The sequence below is a fragment of the Paraburkholderia aspalathi genome (assembly GCF_900116445.1).
Taxonomy (GTDB): domain Bacteria; phylum Pseudomonadota; class Gammaproteobacteria; order Burkholderiales; family Burkholderiaceae; genus Paraburkholderia; species Paraburkholderia aspalathi.
Genome location: NZ_FPBH01000017.1, coordinates 138580 through 160602, shown reverse-complemented (window position 1 = coordinate 160602; position 22023 = coordinate 138580). Strand labels below are relative to the sequence as shown.

15 protein-coding genes and 1 pseudogene are annotated in these 22023 nt (G+C 64.0%); 9 read left to right on the top strand and 7 right to left on the bottom strand.

What is annotated here, in order from left to right:
• Window positions 1-14: 14 nt before the first annotated feature.
• The 3 genes and pseudogenes from BM438_RS24600 to BM438_RS24590 form a co-directional block, all read right to left on the bottom strand.
• Complete coding sequence (locus BM438_RS24600; RefSeq protein ID WP_093639186.1) at window positions 15-1739, bottom strand: FAD-dependent monooxygenase; 1725 nt, start codon at window positions 1737-1739, stop codon at window positions 15-17.
• A gap of 68 nt (window positions 1740-1807) precedes the next feature.
• A pseudogene (locus tag BM438_RS24595) lies at window positions 1808-3106 on the bottom strand (cation diffusion facilitator family transporter).
• Window positions 3103-3450: an ArsR/SmtB family transcription factor gene (locus BM438_RS24590; protein WP_093639183.1), complete on the bottom strand. Its 348-nt coding sequence runs from the start codon at window positions 3448-3450 to the stop codon at window positions 3103-3105. Before BM438_RS24590 ends, BM438_RS24595 begins: the two are co-directional and overlap by 4 nt.
• Window positions 3451-3588: 138 nt before the next feature.
• Between BM438_RS24590 and BM438_RS24585 the strand changes: the two genes are divergently transcribed.
• The gene (locus BM438_RS24585) at window positions 3589-5436 is read left to right on the top strand and encodes a tetratricopeptide repeat protein (RefSeq protein WP_093639180.1); all 1848 of its coding nucleotides are present in this window, start codon (window positions 3589-3591) and stop codon (window positions 5434-5436) included.
• Between the two features lie 102 nt (window positions 5437-5538).
• Here BM438_RS24585 and tcuC read toward each other — a convergent pair whose 3' ends face one another.
• Complete coding sequence (tcuC, locus tag BM438_RS24580) at window positions 5539-6840, bottom strand: MFS transporter (RefSeq protein WP_093639177.1); 1302 nt, start codon at window positions 6838-6840, stop codon at window positions 5539-5541.
• 310 nt (window positions 6841-7150) lie between these two features.
• Between tcuC and BM438_RS24575 the strand changes: the two genes are divergently transcribed.
• Window positions 7151-7675, top strand: coding sequence for a GNAT family N-acetyltransferase (locus BM438_RS24575; protein ID WP_093639174.1), 525 nt, complete (start codon window positions 7151-7153; stop codon window positions 7673-7675).
• A gap of 133 nt (window positions 7676-7808) precedes the next feature.
• On the opposite strand, the gene BM438_RS24570 is transcribed toward BM438_RS24575, so the two are convergent.
• The 3 genes from BM438_RS24570 to BM438_RS24560 all read right to left on the bottom strand — a co-directional run bounded on the left by BM438_RS24570 (window position 7809) and on the right by BM438_RS24560 (window position 12299).
• Window positions 7809-8525, bottom strand: coding sequence for a DUF2968 domain-containing protein (locus tag BM438_RS24570; RefSeq protein WP_093639171.1), 717 nt, complete (start codon window positions 8523-8525; stop codon window positions 7809-7811).
• A gap of 377 nt (window positions 8526-8902) precedes the next feature.
• Window positions 8903-10414, bottom strand: a complete 1512-nt coding sequence (locus BM438_RS24565) for a gamma-glutamyl-gamma-aminobutyrate hydrolase family protein (protein ID WP_093639168.1) — start codon at window positions 10412-10414, stop codon at window positions 8903-8905.
• A 127-nt stretch (window positions 10415-10541) separates the two neighbouring features.
• Window positions 10542-12299 (bottom strand): cation:proton antiporter, encoded by a 1758-nt coding sequence (locus BM438_RS24560; protein ID WP_093639165.1) that lies wholly within the window; start codon window positions 12297-12299, stop codon window positions 10542-10544.
• Window positions 12300-12508: 209 nt separating this feature from the next.
• Between BM438_RS24560 and BM438_RS24555 the strand changes: the two genes are divergently transcribed.
• The 7 genes from BM438_RS24555 to xdhB all read left to right on the top strand — a co-directional run bounded on the left by BM438_RS24555 (window position 12509) and on the right by xdhB (window position 21943).
• On the top strand, window positions 12509-13195 hold the full coding sequence (locus BM438_RS24555; RefSeq protein ID WP_093639162.1) for a DUF2848 domain-containing protein: 687 nt from the start codon (window positions 12509-12511) through the stop codon (window positions 13193-13195).
• A 7-nt stretch (window positions 13196-13202) separates the two neighbouring features.
• The gene (locus BM438_RS24550) at window positions 13203-14555 is read left to right on the top strand and encodes an MFS transporter (RefSeq protein WP_093639159.1); all 1353 of its coding nucleotides are present in this window, start codon (window positions 13203-13205) and stop codon (window positions 14553-14555) included.
• Between the two features lie 148 nt (window positions 14556-14703).
• Window positions 14704-15384 (top strand): GntR family transcriptional regulator, encoded by a 681-nt coding sequence (locus tag BM438_RS24545; RefSeq protein WP_093639156.1) that lies wholly within the window; start codon window positions 14704-14706, stop codon window positions 15382-15384.
• A 109-nt stretch (window positions 15385-15493) separates the two neighbouring features.
• Entirely contained in the window at window positions 15494-16873 is a 1380-nt protein-coding gene (locus BM438_RS24540; RefSeq protein ID WP_093639153.1) for an amidase, read from the top strand.
• 135 nt (window positions 16874-17008) lie between these two features.
• Window positions 17009-17518, top strand: coding sequence for a disulfide bond formation protein B (locus BM438_RS24535; protein ID WP_093639150.1), 510 nt, complete (start codon window positions 17009-17011; stop codon window positions 17516-17518).
• A gap of 412 nt (window positions 17519-17930) precedes the next feature.
• Window positions 17931-19478: a xanthine dehydrogenase small subunit gene (gene xdhA, locus BM438_RS24530; protein WP_093639296.1), complete on the top strand. Its 1548-nt coding sequence runs from the start codon at window positions 17931-17933 to the stop codon at window positions 19476-19478.
• The gene (xdhB, locus tag BM438_RS24525; RefSeq protein ID WP_093639147.1) at window positions 19478-21943 is read left to right on the top strand and encodes a xanthine dehydrogenase molybdopterin binding subunit; all 2466 of its coding nucleotides are present in this window, start codon (window positions 19478-19480) and stop codon (window positions 21941-21943) included. The genes xdhA and xdhB overlap by 1 nt, the downstream gene beginning before the upstream one ends.
• Window positions 21944-22023 lie beyond the last annotated feature (80 nt).

Below are 22023 nucleotides of genomic sequence, written 5' to 3'. Positions count from 1 at the left end.
CTGTCAGCGCATCCTCACAGCGCCGCCTGCTCCGGTATCACGCCGCCCACTGCGAACCACGCTTCGCAGTGGCGCAGCAAGCCGTGCAGGTCGGACCCCGTGCGGCCGCGCGCGCTGATGTAGCCGTCCGGCCGCACCAGATAGAACGACGGCCGTGTGCGTCCATACGATTCGGACAGCGCCGGACCGCCCTCGCCGCTCGTATCGGTCACGCGCCAGATCCGCACCGCGCCCGGCAACAATCGCTCGACTTCCACAGCCAGCCGCTCCAGTTCCGGGTCCGGCGGCGGTGCGTGCTTCGCGGCCGGATCAAGCGGTGTGTCGTCCACTGCGAGCGGCGGGACCAGCAGGAACAACGAGAAGAACGCCGGATCGTGCAGATCGAAAATGCAACCGACGCCCGGCGCACGGCCAAGCGGCCCATCCACTACGTGCACCAACGCATCCGGTGCGCGCTCGCCGGCACGCGGGCCGCCGTCGAGCAGGCGTTCAAGCGTTAGCGGGCTGCGCCGATACTGGACCGACAACTCGCTGATCGTCATACGCGCCGCATCGCGCAGCGGACCGAGCGCGGCCAGCACCGGCATCACGCGCTCACGCAGCAGCTTCAGCGGTCCATGATCGGCCTCGGCCATATGCGTGATGAAGCCCGTTTGCCGCAGCACGTCGCGTTCGATCGGATGCCGTTCATTGTGGTACGTGTCGAGCAGACGGTCAGGCGCCGCGCCTTTCAGAACGCGCGCGATCTTCCAGCCGAGATTGAACGCTTCCTGAATGCCCGTGTTCATTCCTTGCGCGCCGGCCGGGCTGTGTACGTGAGCCGCATCGCCGGCAAGGAAGATGCGGCCTACACGCAGCCGATCCACCATTCTGCTGTTCAGATGAAAATACGACGACCATGCCAGGTCCGACACGTCGACGCGTTCCCGCACGCGCCGGGTGATCAGCGCCTTGCATTCTTCGAGCGACGGCGGCGAGACGTGGTTGAGCGGCGGCTCGCCGAGCACCGCGGGCGTGGCCGGCGGCGGGACCGGGGTCGGTTCGACCGGATGGTCCGCAATCAGACGATGACGGCCATGACCCATCGGAAACAGCGCGACGAGACCCTCGCCCGACGCAAAGATATGGAATTCGTCCTCGGGCCAATCGGTTTCGGCATGCACATCGGCCAGCAGGAACGTCTGCTCGAAGGTGCTGCCCGCAAAGCTCAAACCGAGCCGATGGCGGATCGTGCTATGCGCGCCGTCAGCCGCGATCACGTACGACGGGCGCAGAGTCTCGGTATGGCCGTCCGCGCGGCGCAGCGTCACCTGAATGCTGGCGGAACCCTGCACGAACATCATCAGCTCAACGCCGCGTTCGACTGTCACGCCGAGCGTCGCGAGATGCTCCGTCAGCAAACGTTCGGTCACGGATTGATCGAGAAACAGCAGATAGGGATAGCGCGTGCGCAGCGGATCGAAATCGAGGCGCGCGAGACGCATGCCATTGGAAAAAAGATTGGCGATGCGCGCGCGATGACCGAGGTCGAGAAACGGCTCGATCAGGCGGTGCTGTTCAAACAGTTCGAGCGTGCGCGCCTGAATGCCGATGGCCCGTGAATACGGGTTCGGTTGCAGCGCTTTGTCGATCAGACGCACGGGGATGTGGGCACGCGCCAGACTCATTGCCGCGGCGAGTCCGGTCGGACCCGCCCCAACGATCAGCACCGGCGACGCATCGTGTGCGGCAGCGTCCATGCGGGACTCCGGAGACAACAGACCGTTCTAGTGTACGCCGCCGATAAGCCGCTCAACGGTGCGCTGCATCAATCGTGGGAATGATCCATCGCGCATCGGTGCTCGGTGGTGCCGAGATCGACTTGCAGCGTAGCGTGCTGCATCGAAAAACGTTCGCGCAGAGTGACGACGATGGCGTCGATCGACTCGTCGCCGGGGTGACCTGCCGGCATCACCAGATGCGCGCTGAGCGCGTTGCCGGTAGTCGACAAGGCCCAGACGTGCAGGTCGTGCACGTCGGTGACGCCAGGCTGTCCGGCGAGATAGTCGCGGATATCCTGCAGACTGACGCCTGGCGGCACGGCGTCGAGCGCCATGCGCACCGAATCGCGCAGCAGTCCCCACGTGCCGACTACCACCACCGCGACCACGAAGAGGCTCATCACCGGGTCGAGCCACGTCCAGTTGGTGTAGAGAATCACGAGGCCGCTGATCGCGACCGCGGCCGAGATGGCGGCGTCCGCGGCCATATGCAGGAACGCGCCGCGAATGTTCAGATCTTCCTTCTAGCCGCGCATGAAGAGCCACGCCGAGAAGCCGTTCACGACCACGCCGACCGTCGCGACGACGAACACCACCAGCCCTGCGACGGGTGCCGGATTCATCAGGCGCCCGATTGCCTCGGCGACGATCACGCCGCACGCGAACAACAGCAGCCCCGCGTTGGCGAGCGACGCCAGGATCGACGAACTGCCATAGCCGAAGGTGTAGCGTGCTGACGGACGACGCGCGACCAGCCAGGTTGCGCCCCAGGCGAGCAGCAGGCCGAGCACGTCGGAGAGATTGTGGCCGGCGTCGGCGAGCAGCGCGGTGGAATGCGCGATCACGCCGTAGACGGCTTGAACCACCACGATTGCTACGTTCAGCCCGACGGCGAGTGCGAACGCGCGGCCGTGGCCTGGGGCGGGTGCGTGGGCGTGGCTGTGGCCGCTGTGGTTGTGGCTGTGGCCGGCGTGGCTGCCGTGGGCGTGGTCGCTGTGACTATGGTCGGCATGACTGCCGTGATTGTGCCCGGCGTGGCTGCTATGACCGTCGATGCTGCGGCTGTGGTCCGCGCCGTGATCATGCGCGCCCTGCTCACGAATACCGTGCGTGCTTGCCTCGCGCTCATGCGCTTCGTGCCCCTGCAAGCCGCTCGCACGTGCATCGTCTGCATCAGGATGACCCGCGCCGTGCCGAAGCCCGGCCTGATCGCGAGCCTCGACTTCCTTCCCCTCGCCTTGCGCATCTTCCCCATCGATGCCATCGAATTCCCCCTCGAGCCACACCGGCGCGTGGTCGTCCTCGCGCTCTTCGGCGGCCCGGTGCGGGGCGGTGATTTTCTTCATGACGGGTCCAAAGAAAATTCGCCGGCCGGCTCAGCGACATGCTCGAGCATGCCGGCCAGCATCGCGCTGATGTGGCGATCGGCGGCAAGATAGAACACCTGCTTGCCCTGCCGCTCTGCGCGCACGATCCGCGCCGCGCGCAGCAGCCGCAAATGGTGGCTCACCAGCGACGGCGACAGCCCCAGCCCCTCCGCGATCGCGCCGACCGCGCGCCGCTCGTCGACGCACGCGAGCACGATGCGCAAACGCGTCGGATCGCCAAGCAGGCGGAACAGGTCGGCCAGCGGCACGATCGTCTCCACCGGGCGGTCTTCGACGCTGACGGGTGAGATAGCGGAAGCCATGGTAAGCGGCATCATTGACATACATATGAACAGGTATTCATATGTTATAGATATCGAGACAACAGGTCAATTTGGAGAGCGGCCCGGCGAGTGTGGGAAAATGCGGCCTCTGCCTCACCCGAATGCCACCCCTCCGTCATGCAACAAGTATTTGACCGCGCCTTCGCGGCGCATCGTGACGGCCGCCTCGACGACGCCGAACGCGGCTACCGCGCGACGCTCGACGGCAACCCCGTGCACGTCGATGCGTTGCACCTGCTGGGCGTCCTGCGCCACCAGCAGGGTCAGCACGCCGAAGCCGCCGAGCTCGTGCGGCGCGCGGTGAACCTGCGCCCGGAAGACGCCGCGCTGCAGCTGAACCTCGGCAATGCGCTGAAGGCGCTCGGCCAGATCGACGACGCCATCGAACAGTTTCGCAATGCGCTCACGCTGGCGCCGTCATTCCCGATGGCGCACTACAACCTGGGCAATGCGTACGCGTCGGTGGGCCGCCACGAAGACGCCGCCGACGCCTTCGAGAAGTCGCTGCGCCTGCAACCGAACGACCCGTCTTCGCACAACAATCTCGGCAATGCATTGCACGCGCTCGGCCGGCATACGGAGGCGATCGCGTCGTTCCAGCGCGCGCTTGAATTGCGCCCTGGGCATGCGGGTGCGCTCAACAACATGGGCATGTCGCTGAACGCGCTCGACCGTGCGGACGAGGCGATTCCGCGATTTCAGGCCGCACTGGCAGCCGAACCGCGCTTCGTCGCCGCGCACTTCAATCTCGCCAATACGCTCGACGCCACCGGCCGCCACGCGGAAGCGGTTGCCTCTTTCCAGACAGCGCTCGCCCTGCAGCCGAACCTGCCGCCCACCATCTTCGGGCTCGGCAACGCGCTCGCGGCGCTGGGACACCATGCGCAAGCGCTGCCGTATCTCGAACGCGCGGTGGGCCTCGATCCGCAGTTCGCGCTTGCATGGCTGAGTCTCGGCACCGCACACCAGGCACTGGGCGCGCACGCCGCTGCAGTGCGGGCCTTCGATCAGGCGCTGCGCTTGCGCCCCGATCTCGCCTCCGCGCACATGAACCGCGCGCTGGCCTGGCTCGCGCTGCGCGATTTCGCGCGTGGGCTTCCGGAATACGAATGGCGGCTGCAAACCACCGCGCATCCGGTCATTCAGACGTTGCCGCGCTGGCACGGCGAGCCGATCGAACAACGCACGCTCCTCGTTCATGCCGAACAGGGTTTCGGCGATACCTTGCAATTCGTGCGCTTCGTGCCACTGGCCGCCCAGCGTGCCGCGCGCGTTGTGCTCGAAGTGCAACCGCAACTGCTGCCGCTGCTTGCACCGGCCGCACAAGCGTGGCGCGTGACACTGATCGCCCAGGGCACGCCGCGTCCAGCAGCGGATCTGCAATGCCCGCTGTTGAGCTTGCCGCTCGCGCTCGGCACAACCTACGACACGATTCCCGATCGCACGCCCTACCTCAGCGCGCCGCCGGCTTATGGCCGCAAATGGCGCGGCTCGCTCGGCGGTCACGCAAAGCGCAAGATCGGCATCGCGTGGTCAGGACGCATCCAGCAGAACGAAACCCGTTCGATGCCGCTCGCCGCGCTCGCTCCGCTGTTCGCGCTCGAAGGGATCGACTGGATCGTGCTGCAACCTGAACTGAGCGCCGAGGAACACGCGGCGCTCGACGCGCATCCGCATGCGGCGTCGATTCATCGCTTCGATAAGCGGATCGGCGATTTTGCGGATACCGCGGCGATCATCGAGCGGCTCGACGCGGTCGTGTCGATCGATACGTCGATCGCTCACCTGGCCGGCGCCCTGAAAAAACCGCTATGGCTGATGCTGCCGTTCGCTGCGGATTGGCGCTGGTTCGTCGGCGAGTCGCGCAGTCCGTGGTATCCGGGCGTAACGCTGTTGCGCCAGCCGCAACCCGGCGAATGGGGCGACGTGGTGGAGGCAGTGGCTAACGAATTGCGCCGCGGCTAACTGGGCCGGATTCAGCGAATTCGGTGCCGACGCAACGCTCAAGAAAAAACCCCGCGCTCTCACGAGCGCGGGGTTTTTGTTTGTCCGGGTGAACGGTGACGCTTAAGCCGCGCGATACTGATTGCGCGACTCCGGCGTGCGATACAGCACCAGCGTCGCGATCAGTCCGCAAATCGCCGCCACGCCCAGGAACAGGCCAGGCGCGGCCTTGTTGCCGGTGGTGTGAATCAGCAAGGTGGAGATGGCCGGCGTGAAGCCGCCGATCGTCGTAGCCAGGCTGTAGGCCAGCGAGAAGCCGGCGGTCCGCACTTCGACCGGCATCACTTCGGTCAGCGCCACCACCATCGCTCCGTTGTAGCTGCCGTACAGGAACGACAACCACAGCTCGACTGCCAGAAGGCGAGCAAACGACGGGTCGGCGACCAGCCATTGCAGCGCCGGGTATGCGGTGATGATCGTCAGGATCGTGAAGGCGATCAGCACCGGACGGCGGCCGACGCGATCCGACAACGCGCCCGCGAGCGGCAGCCAGATCAGGTTTGACAAACCGATACAGACGGTGACGACGAGCGTATCGATCGACGACAGCTTCAGCACTTCCTTGCCGAAGGTCGGCGTGTAGGCCGTGATCATGTAGAACGACACGGTGGTCATGATGACCATGCCCATACCGCCCAGCACGATGCCCCAGTTCGCGGCCATCGTCTTCATGATCTCGCCCATGCTCGGACGATGCTTGCGCGCCTTGAATTCCTCGGTTTCCTGCAGCGAACGGCGGATCAGGAAGAGGAACGGCACGATCAGGCAGCCGATCAGGAACGGCACGCGCCAGCCCCAGGCGGTCATCTGGTCAGCCGGCAGCACCTTGTTGAGCACCACGCCGATCAGCGCGGCGAACACCACGGCAACCTGCTGGCTGCCCGACTGCCATGCGCAATAGAAGCCCTTGTTACCCTTGGTGGCGATCTCCGACAGATAGACCGACACGCCGCCCAGTTCGACCCCGGCCGAGAAGCCTTGCAGTAGCCGGCCGCCCAGCACTAGCACGGGCGCGAGCACGCCGATGGTCGCGTAGCCTGGTATCGACGCGACCGTGAGGGTACCGAGCGCCATCAGCCCGAGGGTGAGGATCAGGCCTTTGCGCCGGCCGTGATGGTCGATGTAAGCGCCCAGCACGATTGCGCCAAGCGGACGCATCAGGAAGCCCGCGCCGAATACCGACAGCGACAGCATCAGCGAGGCGAATTCGTTACCACTTGGGAAATAGGTCTTGGCAATCGCGGATGCGTAATAGCCGTAGACCATGAAGTCGTACATCTCAAGAAAGTTGCCGCTGACCACGCGGAAAACTGTCTTGAACTTGGATTCTTCGGATGAGGAAGTAGCGTGTGACGCAGTAGACATGACATTCTCTGATAAGCCTGTCGCCACGCAGACGGGCGGCGCTCAGGCAGTTGAAACGATCCACTGCGTTCGGCAAGCGGATGCCGCGGGCAACTCAATTATTAGAACGCGCCGGGGGCGCTGCATTTTCATGCTGAACACATTTGCATGGTATCAGGGTAAACGTTGTGAAATACCGGGAACCCGCAACACGTAATGTTACCGTTCCTGGCGCTGTCGCGTATTCCATACAGTTTCATTACAGTCAACATCTGCTCACCCTTGCGGTAGACTTTTCGCAGACAGGCCATTCCCGTTGACCACCATCCCGATGCAAACCTCCCACGCACTTTCACTGCGCCCTGCGACCCTCGCGGATGCGGCGCTGATCGCTTCGATTCATAGCGCCAGCTGGCAGGCGACCTATCGCGGCCTGCTGCCGGACGCGTTCCTCGACGGCGAGGTGACGCGGGAGCGCGCCGCCTATTGGGAAGCGCGCCTGCGCGCACCGGGCGGCGAACGCCGCATCGTGCTGATCGCCGAGCTCGCGGACGAGCCGATCGGTTTTGTCTGCGTCGAACGACAGCCGGAGTCCGCGTGGGGTGTCCTGCTCGACAACCTGCATGCGCTGCCTGGGCACCAGGGCATCGGCGCTGGCAAGCTGTTGATGCGTGCTGCCGAAGACTGGGCGCGCGCGCAAGGCGAAACGCAGTTGTATCTCTACGTGCTCGAAGGCAACACACCGGCGATCGGCTTTTATGAACGGCAAGGCTGGCAGTTCGTCGGCGCCGAACCGGATCATATGGGCGGCGTGGATATTACTGCGTTGCGCTATGTGTACCGGCTGGATCGATGAGGTACGTGCGCCTGGTTTGATCGTCATCCAACGCGGGGCGCAAAAAAACAAAACCCCACGCTCCGAAAAACGTGGGGTTGATCAGCGGTCTGAGCCCGGCCCTTCATGGCCGGGCTTTTTTACGCTCTTACGCCTACTTCTGTGTCGGCAATCCGAACTCGGTTTGCCGCTGCAACTGCATCACTTCGCCCTGTACCTGACGCAACTGCGCCTGTGCCTTTTCCTTTTCCGCGCGCAGCGCCGCCGCCTCGCCTTGCGCCTGCCGCTGGTAGTCGTTGACCTTGGCCTGCTGCGTGCGCGCGACATCGAGATCGGCCTGCAAGCGCTTCGCGCGATCTTCCGATAACGCGATGATGTCTTCGATATACGCCTTCTGCGCCTGCAACTGCGTACGGCGAATCTCGACGTCCGCGAGTTGCGCCGTCTGCTGGACGAAACCTGCATAGACCGCTTCGGCACGGCCTACGTCTTCCGACTTGATTACGCGCCAGAAATGCTTGTCCTGAAAAAGCGCGACGTAGTACGTCATTTCCTGTGGATAGAAAAACAGACTCGCGCCATAGCTGCCGTTATATGTGGTGCGCAGTTCGCTCAGCCTCGCTTCGTGAATCATCTGCATCAGTTCGGCGACGTTGCCTTGCGCATCGCTGACGTTAGCCGGTGTGGCGGATGCTGCGCTACGCAGCGCGGCGGCGACCGGTTGCGGCGTGAGCGTGTTGATGGCCGGCCGCGTGCCGACCAGCGGCGCGGTCTCGTCGCTTTGCGCTGCCAGTACGAAACCACCATGCTGCAACAGCGCACACGAGGCCGCGAGCAACATGGCGCGCCGTACAATTAAGGGGTACTTCATACGTGCATGCTCCATGCAAATCCAAAACAGCCTTGGATTATCGCGCGGATTAGCTACTAAGCGAAGCATTCAAGTGCCTCGCTGACGGACTTTAAATCGAGATAAATCGATAACGAATGATTTGGCTGGATGGACGGATCCGTCGCGAAATAAAAGATTTCAGATAAGACAAAAACGCAACGATTTGACTCGCGCATGACGTCGTGCAGACGTTTCCCAATCTGCATGGCGTTCGCGCGAATCCAACATGAAGAAGTGCAGAAATATGGAGATAGGTAGCGTGATAACGAGCCGCCGCCAAACATGGCAGCGGCCCGTGACAATCGTGCTTGAAAGACCAGACTCGAAACTCGAAAGCGCAGCTTAAAGGCGCGCCCTTAAAACCGCGTTTCGCGCGCCACCCGCAGGAAGGTATCGAGCAACGGCGTGCAATCGAGCAGCTCCGGACCACCCGCGCGATGAAACTCCGGGTGCCACTGCACGCCCATCACAAACGGCGCACGCCGATAGCGCACAGCCTCGATGATGCCGTCCGACGCCGACACCGCCTCGATATTCAGATCGCGGCCAATGGTCTTGACCGCCTGATGGTGAATCGAGTTGACGATCGCCTCGCGCCGGCCCGGGAACATATTGGCCAGCGTCGAGCCATCCGGGAAATGAATGCTGTGCCGATGCTGATCGTAGTTCTCGTTGACGTGCGCGCCGGCAGTCGGCACATCAGTGGCGATGTCCTGATACAAGGTGCCGCCGAACGCCACGTTGATCAACTGGCAACCACGGCACACGCCGAGCACCGGCTTGCCCGACTCGATGAACTCATGCAGCAGCTCAAGTTCGTACATGTCGCGCACGCGGTCGCCCGGCCACTCGGGACTCGTCGCCTGTTCTGCGTACGATTGCGGCGAGACGTCCGCGCCGCCTTGCAGCAGCAGACCGTCGAGATGCTTCGCGTAGTCGCGCAAACGGATATTGCTCGGATGCAGCATGCCCTGATGGCCGACCGTCGGAATCATGAACACCAGCACATCGCGCGACATCACCCAGTGCGCAATCGATTCCTCGAGGTATTGCAGCGTCTTCCCCCGCAGTCCCTTCGCGCCCGGTTCCGGGTGAAAGATACGCGCCGACACGCCGATGCGCAGCGTGCGCTGCGTGATCCGTTGGCCCGCGCGATCGAACAGCTGACGCGCGCGCGCCGCGATGATGCGGCCGAACACGGTCCACGCCGAATCGCTTTGCTTCAGATAGCGCGGCGGCGAAGGCGGCAACGCATTCGGCGGCGGCGGGTTCGTTGCGGTGAAGTCAGGCGCGGCGCCGAAACCCGGCGGCGGCGAGCCGGCTCGACGGGCGCCAGCGGCCGCTTCTTCCGCTTTCTCCTCGTTTGCGGTGAGGGCAGCTTCGTCGGCCGGAGCGCTCAATTCACCGGCGAGCGGTTCGCTGCTCCCGAGCGTGCTGGGGCGTGTAACGGGACTCTTGTAGACCTGTCCCGCCTTGCGTGCCGCGCGCTCGTGAACCTCGGCCTCCTGCTGAGCAGTCGATGCAGCCGCTGAACTGCGTGCTTCAGCCGCGTCGCGTTGCCGCGCCGTTTGCGCATCGGTGGGGGTGACGGTGGATGCGCTGTCAGGGTCGTCGGTCGACGATCTCGCCGCGGCCTCCTCGGCAGCAGGCGATGCAGCCGACGGCGTGACTACGTCCTTGATCGGCGACTGGATGGAATCTTCGTGGGAAAGCGGTAACGTGACCGCCGGCTCAGGCGGCAAGACGTCGGACTTCGACGCGCCGGGAGTTGCGCCGGACGGTGTTGACGACGTCGAGGGCGTTGGCGTCGCCGAAGGCGACGAAGGGCTGCCGGGCTTACCGGCGTTTTCAGGTTTGTTTTCGCTCATGACAGTCAGACAGGCGCCTTCCACGCGAACGAATGAATATGCCCTGATTATCCGCTAGCGCGGCAAGCCCGGCAAACCCGCACACAATTGCTCACATTGTTGCGATTCAGGACGCAGGTCGTCTAACTCAAGGATCCGGCTGTTCTTCGAACGTTTCGCGCAGGGCGATCTGCATCGCGGCGTGGATTTTCACACACCAGCGCCACACCAGCGCCAACAGTAGCGCAGCGCACACCAGCACGACGGTCAGGAGGCCCGTCGGCGGCAAGATGCTGCTGGAGAGCGCCGCGACCAGCAAAAACACGCCGACCATCGAGACCACCGGCACCAGATCGGAGATCGCGTAACGAATCGCGCTGGTGAAGCGCCCCGCTGTCGCCGGCTGCACGCTCACCTCGGCGAGCAACAGCGCGAGCGACTTGGTCTTACGATAGACCGCGACCAGGAACGGCATCGACAGCACCAGCGCGATGCTCCATAAAACGACGCGCTGCATCGGCTCGGAGCTCATCCAGTGCGCGAGCAAGGTGCTGGTGTGAGGCGCGCTATACGACACGATCAGGAAAATCGCCGCGACCAGCGCGAGATTGACGGCGATCTGCAAAACGATCCGCCGCGTCATACCGAACAACGTCGGCTCGCCGGTTCCGGTACTCAAACTACGCAGCCATTGCCCGTACATGCCGAACACGTTGACTAGCGTGCGTGGCATCGCCTGCCCGAGACGCTGCGTCAGCGGATCGGCGGCACGAATCAGGTAAGGCGTGAAAAGCGTGGTCAACGCGGAGACGGCCACCGCGATCGGATACAGAAACGCGCTCGTCACCTTCAAGGTCAAACCGAGCGACGCGATGATGAACGAGAACTCGCCGATCTGCGAAACGGTCATGCCGACCCGCATCGCCGTGCGCCCATCTTTGCCTGCGAGAAAAGTGCCGAGCCCGCACGACACGATCTTGCCGATGATCACCGCCACCGTAATCACCGCAATCGGCCAGGCATAGTCGACCAACACGGCCGGGTTCAGCATCAGGCCGATCGTCACGAAGAAGATCGCGGAAAAGGCGTCGCGCAGCGGCGCGATCAGGTGCTCGATCCGATGCAGATGGCGCGACTCGGCCATGATCGCGCCGATCAGGAACGCGCCGAGCGCAATGCTGTAATCGAGCTTCACCACCAGCAGACAGAAGCCGAAGCAGAAGCCGAGCACCGAGACCAGTAGCATCTCGTCGCTCTTGGCGCGCGCCACGTAGTTCAACGCGCGCGGCACGAGCAGAATGCCCACCACCAACGACACCGTCATGAAGAGCAACAACTTGCCAAGTGTCACGACGGCGACGCCCGCGCTCAACTGCCCTGTCTGCGCGATGCCGGAGAGCAGCACCAGCATCGCGATGGCGAGAATATCCTCGACGATCAGAATCCCGAACACCAGTTGCGCGAAGCTCTCGCGCTTCAGGCCCAGTTCGGAGAGCGCCTTGACGATGATGGTCGTCGACGAGATCGCGAGAATCGCGCCGAGGAACAGCGAGTCCATCGAACTCCAGCCGAACGCGCTGCCAATCTCGTAGCCGATCCATAGCATCAGCACGATTTCGGAGAGCGCCGCGACGATCGCCGTCGCGCCGACCTTGAACAGCTTGCGCAGGCTGAATTCGAGTCCGAGCGAAAACATCAGGAACACCACGCCGAGTTCACCGAGCGTCTGGATGGTCTGCTCGTCGTGGATCAGTTGGAACGGCGGCGTGTACGGCCCGATGATCACGCCCGCCGCGATGTAGCCCAGCACCACCGGCTGCTTCAGGCGATGGAACAGCACGGTGACGACGCCGGCGAGCGCCATCACGACCGCCAGATCCTGAATGAAGCCGATGCCGTGATGCATGGATATGTCCCTTACAAAAAGTAATGTCTCAAAAACGCAGTGTAACGTACTCGTGCGGCGCACCAAATCGCGCAAAAGCCGAAAGGACGTGGGGTTGGCCGGATCGCTAACCTTACGGCGGGGCCGTTGACCCGAAACTTTTTTGACACGCTGGACACCTGTGAAATATCACAATAATATTTGCTGCATATTTTCTTGGGAGTCGAGTGATGCAGGTGTCCTTCAATGTTGTAGATCGTTCCGGCGACAGTCGCGCCGATATCGTCGAAGTGAATCGTCTGACGATCGCCGGCTGGGCCGGGCGCGATCAGGCAGCGATCGAGCATCACATCGCCGAACTGGCAGAGCTCGGCGTGAAGCGGCCGTCTACCACGCCCTGCTTCTACCGCCTCGGCGCCGAACTGCTGACACAGGCCGAACAGATCGACGTGGTGGGCGTGAAGTCGAGCGGTGAAGCAGAGTGCGTGCTGGTGCGCTCGAAAGCGGGGCTACTTGTCACCGTCGGCTCCGACCATACCGACCGCGAAGTCGAGGCTTATGGCGTCACGGTCTCCAAACAGGTTTGCCCGAAACCGGTCGCACGCGACGCATGGCGTTTCGACGATGTCGCCGGTCACTGGGATCAACTCGAACTGCGCGGCTTCGCGGCGACAAAGAACGGCGAGCGACGCGTCTATCAGCAAGGCAGCGTCGCGTCGCTGCTGCCGGCCGCCGATCTGCTGGAACGCGCACCCGTGGCAGAAGGCGCCGCGATGTTCTGCGGCACGCTGGCGGTACAAGGCGGCATCGTCGGGATGGCCGACGGCGACGCGCTCGAACTCGAACTGCACGACCCCGTCCTGAACCGCACGCTGCGCCACGCTTACCGCGTGCACGCGTTACCTATCGTCGAATGAGGCATCCATGAATTCCCCTTCGCTATCCGCCGACGCCGACGCGTCTTCCGACGCGTGGCTCGAAGCCGCCGCCCTGCGCAAGATCACCTGGCGCATCATGCCGTTCCTGTTTCTCGTCTACGTGTTGTCGTACCTGGACCGCGTCAACATCGGTTACGCGAAGCTGCAGTTCACCGGCGACCTCGGCCTTTCGAACGCGGCGTATGGACTCGGCGCGGGGATCTTTTTCTTCGGCTATTTCGTGTTCGAAGTGCCGAGCAATCTGCTGCTGAAGAAGTTCGGTGCGCGCGCCACCATCGCCCGCATCACGATGCTGTGGGGGTTGCTGTCATGTCTGATGATGTTCGTACGCTCGGAAACGATGTTCTACGTGCTGCGCTTTTTCCTCGGCGTCGCCGAGGCCGGACTGGTGCCGGGCGTGGTGCTGTATCTGACCTTCTGGTTTCCGTCCGACCGGCGCGCGCGGATGGTCGCCGTGTTCATGGCGGCGATTCCGGTGGCAGGAATCATCGGCGCGCCGTTATCGGGCTTTCTGATGTCGGCGCTGCATGAAGCGCACGGCTTGCGCGGCTGGCAGTGGATGTTCCTGATCGAAGGCATTCCGTCGATCCTCGCCGGCTTCTGGGCGCTCGCCGTGTTGCGCAACACGCCCGCCGAAGCCGCCTGGCTCACCGACGACGAAAAGCGCGTAATCCTCGGCCGCCTATCGCGGGAAAACACGGCGGCGGCAGCGGCCGGCGCTGAGCAGAGTCTGGCGGTTGCGTTGCGCTCGGGCCGCTTCTGGCTGCTGACGCTGATCTACTTCTGCCTCGTCACCGGCAACGCGGGTTTTTCGTTCTGGCTGCCGCAGATCGTCAAGGACCTCGGCGTCACGAATCTCGTCACGAACGGCTTCGTCACCGCGATTCCCTATCTCGCGGCGGGCATCGGCATGATCCTGATCGGCCGCTCGTCGGATATCACGGGCGAACGACGCTGGCATTACGCCGTATGCTGCTTCATCGGCGCGGCGGGCCTGCTCGGCAGCGCCTCGGTGACCAACTCGATTCCGCTCGCCGTCACCGGTTTGTCGATCGCCTATATCGGCATTCTGGCGGGCTTCGGCATCTTCTGGTCGATGTCCACTACGTTCCTGCAAGGCACCGCGGCCGTGGCCGGCATCGCCGTGATCAACTCGATTGCGAATCTGGCCGGCTATGTGAGCCCGTATGTGCTCGGCATCGTGAAGGATGCGACGCATAGCGTGACCTTCGGGCTGGTGCTGATCGCGGGAGCATTGATCGTCGGCGGGCTGGTCACGTTGATGATGCCGCGCGTCAAGGTGCAACATGCCGCGGCGGTGACGCCGAGGAGCGCCTGACACGCCAGGATTTCCGTGATTGCTGTGACGTGTGAGAACCAAGCACGCGTCATGCGCAAACGGCGCCGGGTGAGCAACCGTCCACCCGGCGCCGTCCGCGCAAAACCTTGCTCTACAATGCGGACGACACCGCCCGCACCTTCTTCACATGACGCTTTTGCAGACTGCCCGCCGTTCCAGTGCCCCCCGCGAAACCGGCTCGGCGAGTCTCGCCGAGCAGGCCTATGCCTTCGTCAAGCGCGAGATCATCACGATGCGTTTGCGGCCGAGCGAGGTGCTCAACGAAGCGGAATTGATGGTGCTGACGGGCATCGGCAGAACACCGGTACATCAGGCGCTGCACCGGCTGGTGCACGAAGGCATGCTCACCATCATGCCGAGAAAAGGCATCATGGTCCGCCCAGTTTCGCTCGACGACGTGCTGGCGATCATCGACGTGCGGCTCGTCAACGAAAGCTACTGCGTCGAGCTGGCCGCTCGCCATGCGCAGCAACACGATTTCGACGCGATGCAGGCCTTGCTGGACCGCTCGTCGGTGTGCGTCGCCGCGCATGATATCGAGGGCATGATGGATATCGACCGCGAGTTTCATCTGGCGATTTCGGCGGCGTCGCGCAACCCTGTGCTGGCCGACATCCTGCGTGGGCTGCACGAACGCTCGCTGCGCTTCTGGTTCATTTCTCTGTCCGAGCCGCATCATCTCGAAGACGTCCACGAAGAACATCTGGAGCTGTTTCGCCTGCTGCGCGAACGCGATGCCGAAGGCGCCCGCCAATCGGTGCAAAAGCATATCGAAGCGTTCCGCTCGACATTATTCAACCGGATTTGACCGACCCTGAACGCGGGCCCGGCTGCGCAGTCAGCGGGAACCCGCTACAAAGTGATCTCAAGCTAACCGCGCATCTAATCGCGCATCTAACCTGGTCCTTCCCGACATCATGGCCACCGAATTCACGCCCTTCCCGCCGCTAGCCCAGCTTGCCGCCGACCTCGCCGCGGGCCGCACCACCAGCCGCGCGCTCGTTGAAACCGCGCTCGAACGGATCGCCGATCCGGCCGGCCAGGGTGCGGTCGCCTTCATGCACGTCGACGCCGACAGCGCCCGCGCCGCCGCCGATGCGCACGACCGCCTGCGCGCCGCCGGCACCGTGCTCTCGCCGCTTGCCGGGATTCCGGTGTCGGTCAAAGACCTGTTCGATATCGAAGGCCAGCCGACCCGAGCGGGTTCCGTGGTGCTGGCCGACGCGCCCGCCGCCAAGGCGGACGCGGTCGCGGTTGCGCGCCTGAAACGGGCGGGCGCGGTAATCGTCGGGCGTACCAATATGAGCGAGTTCGCGTTTTCCGGGCTCGGCCTGAATCCGCATTACGGGCATCCGCTGTCGCCGTATCAGCGCGGTGTGAAGGGTGACGAGCGGATTTCGGGCGGTTCGTCGTCGGGCGCGGCGGCGTCGGTCGCGGACGGCATGGCGGCCGTCGCACTCGGCACCGATACCGGCGGTTCGATCCGCATTCCGGCTGCGCTATGCGGCCTGACAGGCTTCAAGCCGACCGCTGATCGCATTCCGAAGCAAGGCGGCGTACCGCTTTCTTCCACGCTGGATTCGTTCGGGCCGATCGGCGTCTCGGTGGCGTGCTGCGCGCTGGTCGACCGCATGCTGGCCGGACTCGAACCGCGCATTCCGGCGGCCCGGCCGCTCGAAGGCGTGCGCCTTGGCGTATTGACCAATTTCGTGACCGACGGCGTCGAACCGGCGGTCGCCGCCGCGATCGATACTGCCCTCAAGCATCTGGAAGCGGCCGGCGCGATCGTCACGGAAGTGCGCTTCGCGCCGCTCGACCGTCTGCCCGAGATCAACCGCTTCGGCTTTTCGCCGATCGAAGCCTATGCATGGCACCGTCCGCTGCTGGAAAAGCACCGCGATCAATACGATCCGCGCGTGCTGGTGCGCATCCTGAAAGGCCAGCCGGCCAGCGCCGTCGACTATCTGGATCTGCTCGCCGAGCGCCAGGCCATGCTCGACGAAGCCGCGCGCACGCTGTGGCAGCGTTTCGACGCGGTCGTCGCACCGACCGTGCCGGTTGTCCCGCCGCGCGTAGCCGACCTGATCGACGACGATGAAGCTTTCGGCCGCACCAACGCGCTGATCCTGCGCAACCCGAGCGTGTTCAACTTCCTCGACACCTGCGCGCTGTCGCTGCCTTGCCATCTGCGCGGCGACGCGCCCGTCGGCCTGATGCTGGCAGGCGCACCGCACACCGACGACGCCTTGCTGGCCATCGGCCGCGGCGCTGAGGCGGTGCTCAACGCGATTCGCTGAGTGGGGCGCTAAACGGGACACGGAGCAGACGCCGAGCGAGGATTGCGCCTTAAAAGCGTGATAAGCGCCAGGGCGGGGGTTCGCGCTAGAATCGCGGGCACCTGCCCTTTCCGTTTCCAGACAGCCACACGACCCATGAATAACGACAATGCGATGCTGCGCCGCGAGCGCTCCCTGCTGGTTCTGCTTGGCCTGATCTGCGTCGGCCTCGTCGCCGGCGCGTTGTATCTGCAATACGGCTTGCACGAAGACCCGTGCCCGCTGTGCATCATCCAGCGCTATTTCTTCCTGCTGATCGCGATTTTTGCATTCCTCGGCGCACGCTTTAACAGCTGGCGCGGCGTGCGGCTGCTGGAAGTGCTGGCGGCCCTGTCGGCTCTGGGCGGCATCGTGACTGCCGCGCGGCACGTGTATGTGCAGGCCAATCCGGGCTTCAGCTGTGGCTTTGACGCGCTGCAGCCGGTGGTCGACAGCTTGCCGCCCGCGCAGTGGCTGCCCGGCGTCTTCAAGGTGGCAGGCCTCTGCGAAACGGCCTATCCGCCGATTCTCGGCCTGTCGCTGCCCACCTGGTCGCTGGTGGCTTTCGTCGTCGCTTTCGTGCCGCTGGCGCTGAGCCTGATCAAGAATCGCCGCCGGATCGCCTGAACCGGCTGTTCCAGCCGCTCCGATCGGAATAGCCGGCCTCACGCCGACCTTTGCCCCGCCTGCCAGGGCGGTTCGAAGGCCGGCGTTTTCACATCTGCTCCGGCCCCGTAAATACAGCCAGCCCCTCTTTCCGGCCGCCCGCGAGTCAGCACCCGGCCTCCGTCATTCTCCGCGCTGCCCCATCCTGCCTCGTTTTCCCCGATCCGCCACGCTTTAAGCAACTTCCCACCGCGGCGCGAATCGTATTAATTACATGACCGCTTCCGAATAAGCTTCATGCGGGTTGGGAAATCTTTTCGGGACAAGGTAATGCTATCTTCGGAACTGGATGGCGATCTACGTGCGCGAGGCCGGCTTTGGCGCGACCCCATGCGTAACGCGCGCCCGGTCCGCACTGTCTTTCGGATTCGCCATGACAACGCAAACCATCCGCTTTTATCACCAGGGGTCCGTCCGTGAGGTCGCGGGCGTCCCGGCGACGCGCACCGTGCTGCAGCACCTGCGCGAGGATTTGCATTGCACGGGCACCAAGGAAGGCTGCGCGGAAGGCGACTGCGGCGCCTGCACGGTGGTCATCGGCGAACTGGATGCACAAGGCGGGCTCGCGCTGAAAGCGGTCAACGCCTGTATTCAGTTCCTGCCGACGCTGGACGGCAAAGCCCTTTTCACCGTCGAAGACCTGCGCGCCGCCGACGGCGCCCTGCACCCCGTCCAACAGGCCATGGTCGATTGCCACGGCTCGCAGTGCGGTTTCTGCACCCCCGGCTTCGTGATGTCGATGTGGGCGCTGTATGAAAACCAGCCGGCCGCCGCCGGCCTGCCCACCCGCGATGAGATCAACGCCGCGCTGTCCGGCAATCTGTGCCGCTGTACCGGCTACCGGCCGATCGTCGACGCGTCGCAGAAGATGTTCGACTACCCGCAATACCCACGCGTGACGCTGGACCGCAAAGCGGTCGCCGACAAGCTGCGTGAGATCCAACGCCGCGACACCTTCGAGTACAGCGCGCCCGATACGCGCGGCACTGCGTTCGGCTCGCCCACGTTCCATGCACCGGTCTCGCTCGACGCGTTCGCCAAACTGCGCGCCGAGCATCCACAAGCGCGCCTGCTGGCAGGCAGCACCGACGTCGGCCTCTGGGTCACCAAGCAGTTCCGCGATCTCGGCGACATCCTGTACATCGGCAACGTCGCCGAATTGAAGACGATCGAGCGCGATGCGCAGACGCTGACGATCGGCGCCGCTGTCACGCTCGAAGACGCCTACGCGGCGCTCGCCGCCGATTACCCCGAACTGGCCGAACTGTGGACGCGCTTTGCGTCGCTGCCGATCCGCAATGCCGGCACACTCGGCGGCAACGTCGCGAACGGCTCGCCAATCGGTGATTCGATGCCTGCGCTGCTCGCGCTCGACGCCGAAGTCGTGTTGCGCCACGGCGCCAAAACCCGCGCGCTGAAACTCGATGCGTTCTACCTCGGCTATCAGAAAACCGCCCTCGCGGCAGGCGAATTCGTTGCGGCGCTGCGCGTGCCGCGTCCGGCCCGCGATCTGCGCTTCCGCACGTACAAAGTGTCAAAGCGTTACGATCAGGACATCTCCGCGGTGTGCGCCGCATTTGCGCTGCACATCGGCGAAAACTGCGCGATCAGGGACGCCCGCATCGCGTTCGGCGGCATGGCCGCGACGCCCAAACGCGCCGCGCAAACCGAGGCCGCGCTGATTGGCGCAACATGGAACGAAAGCACCGCGCGGCAAGCGATGAACGCACTCGTCGCCGATTACCAGCCGCTCACTGACATGCGCGCCTCGAGCGCCTATCGACTGAAGGTGGCGCGCAATGTGTTGTGGCGCTTCCACCTCGAAACGCGCGATGACGCGCCGCTCGCCCTCTTCGACGTGAATGCGTTCGCGTACGAAACCGGCGCGCCCGACGCGGCCGTTGCGAAGGAGTCGTCGTGATGAACCGGACCGATGCTTTCGTCGAACATGCTGCGCACCAGGCTGAAAAGCACGCCGCCATTCAGGAGAGCGATACGGCGATCGGCATCTCCTTGCCGCATGAATCGGCTGCGCTGCATGTGAGCGGCGAAGCCACCTACACCGACGACGTCCCCGAATTGCAAGGCACGCTGCACGCAGCGCTTGGGCTGTCGCGGCATGCGCACGCGCGGATCGTGTCGCTCGATCTGGACGCTGTCAGAAAAGCGCCTGGCGTGATCGCCGTGCTGACCGCCGAAGACATCCCTGGCGAGAACAATTGCGGACCTGTGCTGCACGACGATCCGATTCTCGCTGTAGACGAAGTGCTGTATCTCGGCCAACCGGTGTTCGCGGTGATCGCCGAGAGTCATGAGCTCGCGCGGCGCGCCGCAGCGCTGGCCAAAAGCGACGACGTCGTGCGATATGAACCGCTCGAGGTCGTCCTCACTCCCGCCGAAGCGAAAGCCAATAAGCAATTCGTCCTGCCGCCGCTGCATCTGAGGCGCGGCGAACCCGATGCGAAAATCGCCGCCGCGCCGCATAAAATCCGCGGCACATTCGAAGTCGGCGGCCAGGAACAGTTTTATCTCGAAGGCCAGATCGCCTACGCCGTGCCGAAGGAAATGGACGGCATGCTCGTCTACAGTTCGACGCAGCATCCGAGCGAAATGCAGCAGGTCGTCGCGCATATGCTCGGCTGGCCGGCGCACAACGTCGTGTGCGAATGCCGGCGGATGGGCGGCGGATTCGGCGGCAAGGAATCGCAATCGGCGGTGTTCGCGTGCGTGGCATCGCTAGCGGCAAAACTGCTGCGCCGGCCGGTCAAACTGCGCGCCGACCGCGACGACGATTTCATGATCACCGGCAAGCGCCACGACGCGGTCTACGAGTACGAAGCAGGCTTTGACGATAGCGGCCGCATTCTCGGCGCGCGCGTCGAAATCGCCTTGAGAGCCGGCTATTCCGCTGACTTGTCCGGTGCGGTCGCGACCCGTGCCGTCTGTCACTTCGACAACGCGTACTACCTGTCCGACGTCGACATCGTCGCGCTGTGCTGCAAGACGAATACGCAATCGAACACCGCATTCCGCGGCTTCGGCGGCCCGCAAGGCGCACTGGTGATGGAAGTGATGCTCGACAGCATCGCACGTCAATTGCACTGCGATCCGCTCGACGTGCGGCTCGCCAACTACTACGGCATCGGCGAACGCGACACGACGCCGTATGGACAACGCGTCGACGACAACATCATCGCGCCGCTAACGGATGAGTTGCTCGAAACCAGCGACTACCGCGCGCGCCGTGAAGCGATCGCCGCGTTCAATGCGAAAAGTCCGGTGCTCAAACGCGGCCTCGCGTTCTCGCCGGTGAAGTTCGGCATCTCGTTCAACGTGCCGTTTCTGAATCAGGCCGGCGCGCTGGTGCACGTGTACAAGGACGGTTCCGTACTCGTCAATCACGGCGGCACCGAAATGGGCCAGGGGCTGAACACGAAAGTCGCGCAAGTCGTCGCGAACCAGCTTGGCCTGCCGCTTTCCCGCGTGCGCGTGACGGCGACCGATACGTCGAAGATCGCCAACACCTCGGCGACCGCCGCCTCAACGGGCAGCGACCTGAACGGCAAAGCCGCCGAAGCCGCTGCGCGGACCATTCGTGACAGGCTCGCCACACTCGCGGCGAAGCAACTCGGCGGCAGCGCCGACGCAGTGGAATTCGCCGGCGGTGAAGTGTCGGTGAACGGCGGCGCCATGCCATTCGAGCAACTGGTCGCCGCCGCGTATCTGGCGCGCGTGCAATTGTGGTCGGACGGGTTCTACACGACGCCGAAAGTGCACTGGGACGCGAAAACGCTGACCGGTCACCCGTTTTATTACTTTGCGTACGGTGCGGCCGTGTCGGAAGTGGTGATCGACACGCTGACCGGCGAATGGAAACTGGTGCGCGCGGACGTGTTGCACGACGCCGGCCAATCGATCAATCCGGCGATCGATCTCGGCCAGGTGGAAGGCGGCTTCATCCAGGGCATGGGCTGGCTCACCACCGAGGAATTGTGGTGGAACCGCGATGGCCGCCTGATGACGCACGCGCCGTCGACGTACAAGATTCCTGCCGTCAGCGATACGCCCGCGGCGTTCAATGTGCGGCTTTATCAGAATCAGAACGTCGAGCCGACCGTGTTCCATTCGAAGGCAGTAGGCGAGCCGCCACTGCTGCTGCCGTTCTCGGTGTTTCTCGCGATTCGCGACGCGGTTGCGGCCGCGGTGCCGGGTGCGGAAAACGCGCCGCAGCTTCGTGCACCGGCGACGCCCGAAGCGATTCTCGACGCGCTGGATGCTTTGCAATCGCCCGCGACGGCGACGGAACCCGCAACAGGACAGCCAACGGAACAAGCAACGGAAGCGACGGTGGGAGTCACAACCACAACCGCCACCACGCCGGTTTAGCAATTTGATGAAGCGTTGAACGACGTTAAGCAACTTAAAACCTGGGCCCGACGCGACACGAACGCGTTGCGCCACACTCA

Bases quoted from the DNA above. Each gene is read 5' to 3' on its own strand.
- BM438_RS24550 (WP_093639159.1), top strand. From the start codon at position 13,203: ATGAATTCCCCTTCGCTATCCGCCGACGCCGACGCGTCTTCCGACGCG.
- BM438_RS24600 (WP_093639186.1), bottom strand. From the start codon at position 1,739: ATGGACGCTGCCGCACACGATGCGTCGCCGGTGCTGATCGTTGGGGCG.
- BM438_RS24590 (WP_093639183.1), bottom strand. From the start codon at position 3,450: ATGGCTTCCGCTATCTCACCCGTCAGCGTCGAAGACCGCCCGGTGGAG.
- BM438_RS24535 (WP_093639150.1), top strand. From the start codon at position 17,009: ATGAATAACGACAATGCGATGCTGCGCCGCGAGCGCTCCCTGCTGGTT.
- BM438_RS24560 (WP_093639165.1), bottom strand. From the start codon at position 12,299: ATGCATCACGGCATCGGCTTCATTCAGGATCTGGCGGTCGTGATGGCG.
- BM438_RS24540 (WP_093639153.1), top strand. From the start codon at position 15,494: ATGGCCACCGAATTCACGCCCTTCCCGCCGCTAGCCCAGCTTGCCGCC.
- BM438_RS24575 (WP_093639174.1), top strand. From the start codon at position 7,151: ATGCAAACCTCCCACGCACTTTCACTGCGCCCTGCGACCCTCGCGGAT.
- BM438_RS24585 (WP_093639180.1), top strand. From the start codon at position 3,589: ATGCAACAAGTATTTGACCGCGCCTTCGCGGCGCATCGTGACGGCCGC.
- BM438_RS24555 (WP_093639162.1), top strand. From the start codon at position 12,509: ATGCAGGTGTCCTTCAATGTTGTAGATCGTTCCGGCGACAGTCGCGCC.
- BM438_RS24570 (WP_093639171.1), bottom strand. From the start codon at position 8,525: ATGAAGTACCCCTTAATTGTACGGCGCGCCATGTTGCTCGCGGCCTCG.
- tcuC (WP_093639177.1), bottom strand. From the start codon at position 6,840: ATGTCTACTGCGTCACACGCTACTTCCTCATCCGAAGAATCCAAGTTC.
- BM438_RS24565 (WP_093639168.1), bottom strand. From the start codon at position 10,414: ATGAGCGAAAACAAACCTGAAAACGCCGGTAAGCCCGGCAGCCCTTCG.
- xdhA (WP_093639296.1), top strand. From the start codon at position 17,931: ATGACAACGCAAACCATCCGCTTTTATCACCAGGGGTCCGTCCGTGAG.
- BM438_RS24545 (WP_093639156.1), top strand. From the start codon at position 14,704: ATGACGCTTTTGCAGACTGCCCGCCGTTCCAGTGCCCCCCGCGAAACC.
- xdhB (WP_093639147.1), top strand. From the start codon at position 19,478: ATGAACCGGACCGATGCTTTCGTCGAACATGCTGCGCACCAGGCTGAA.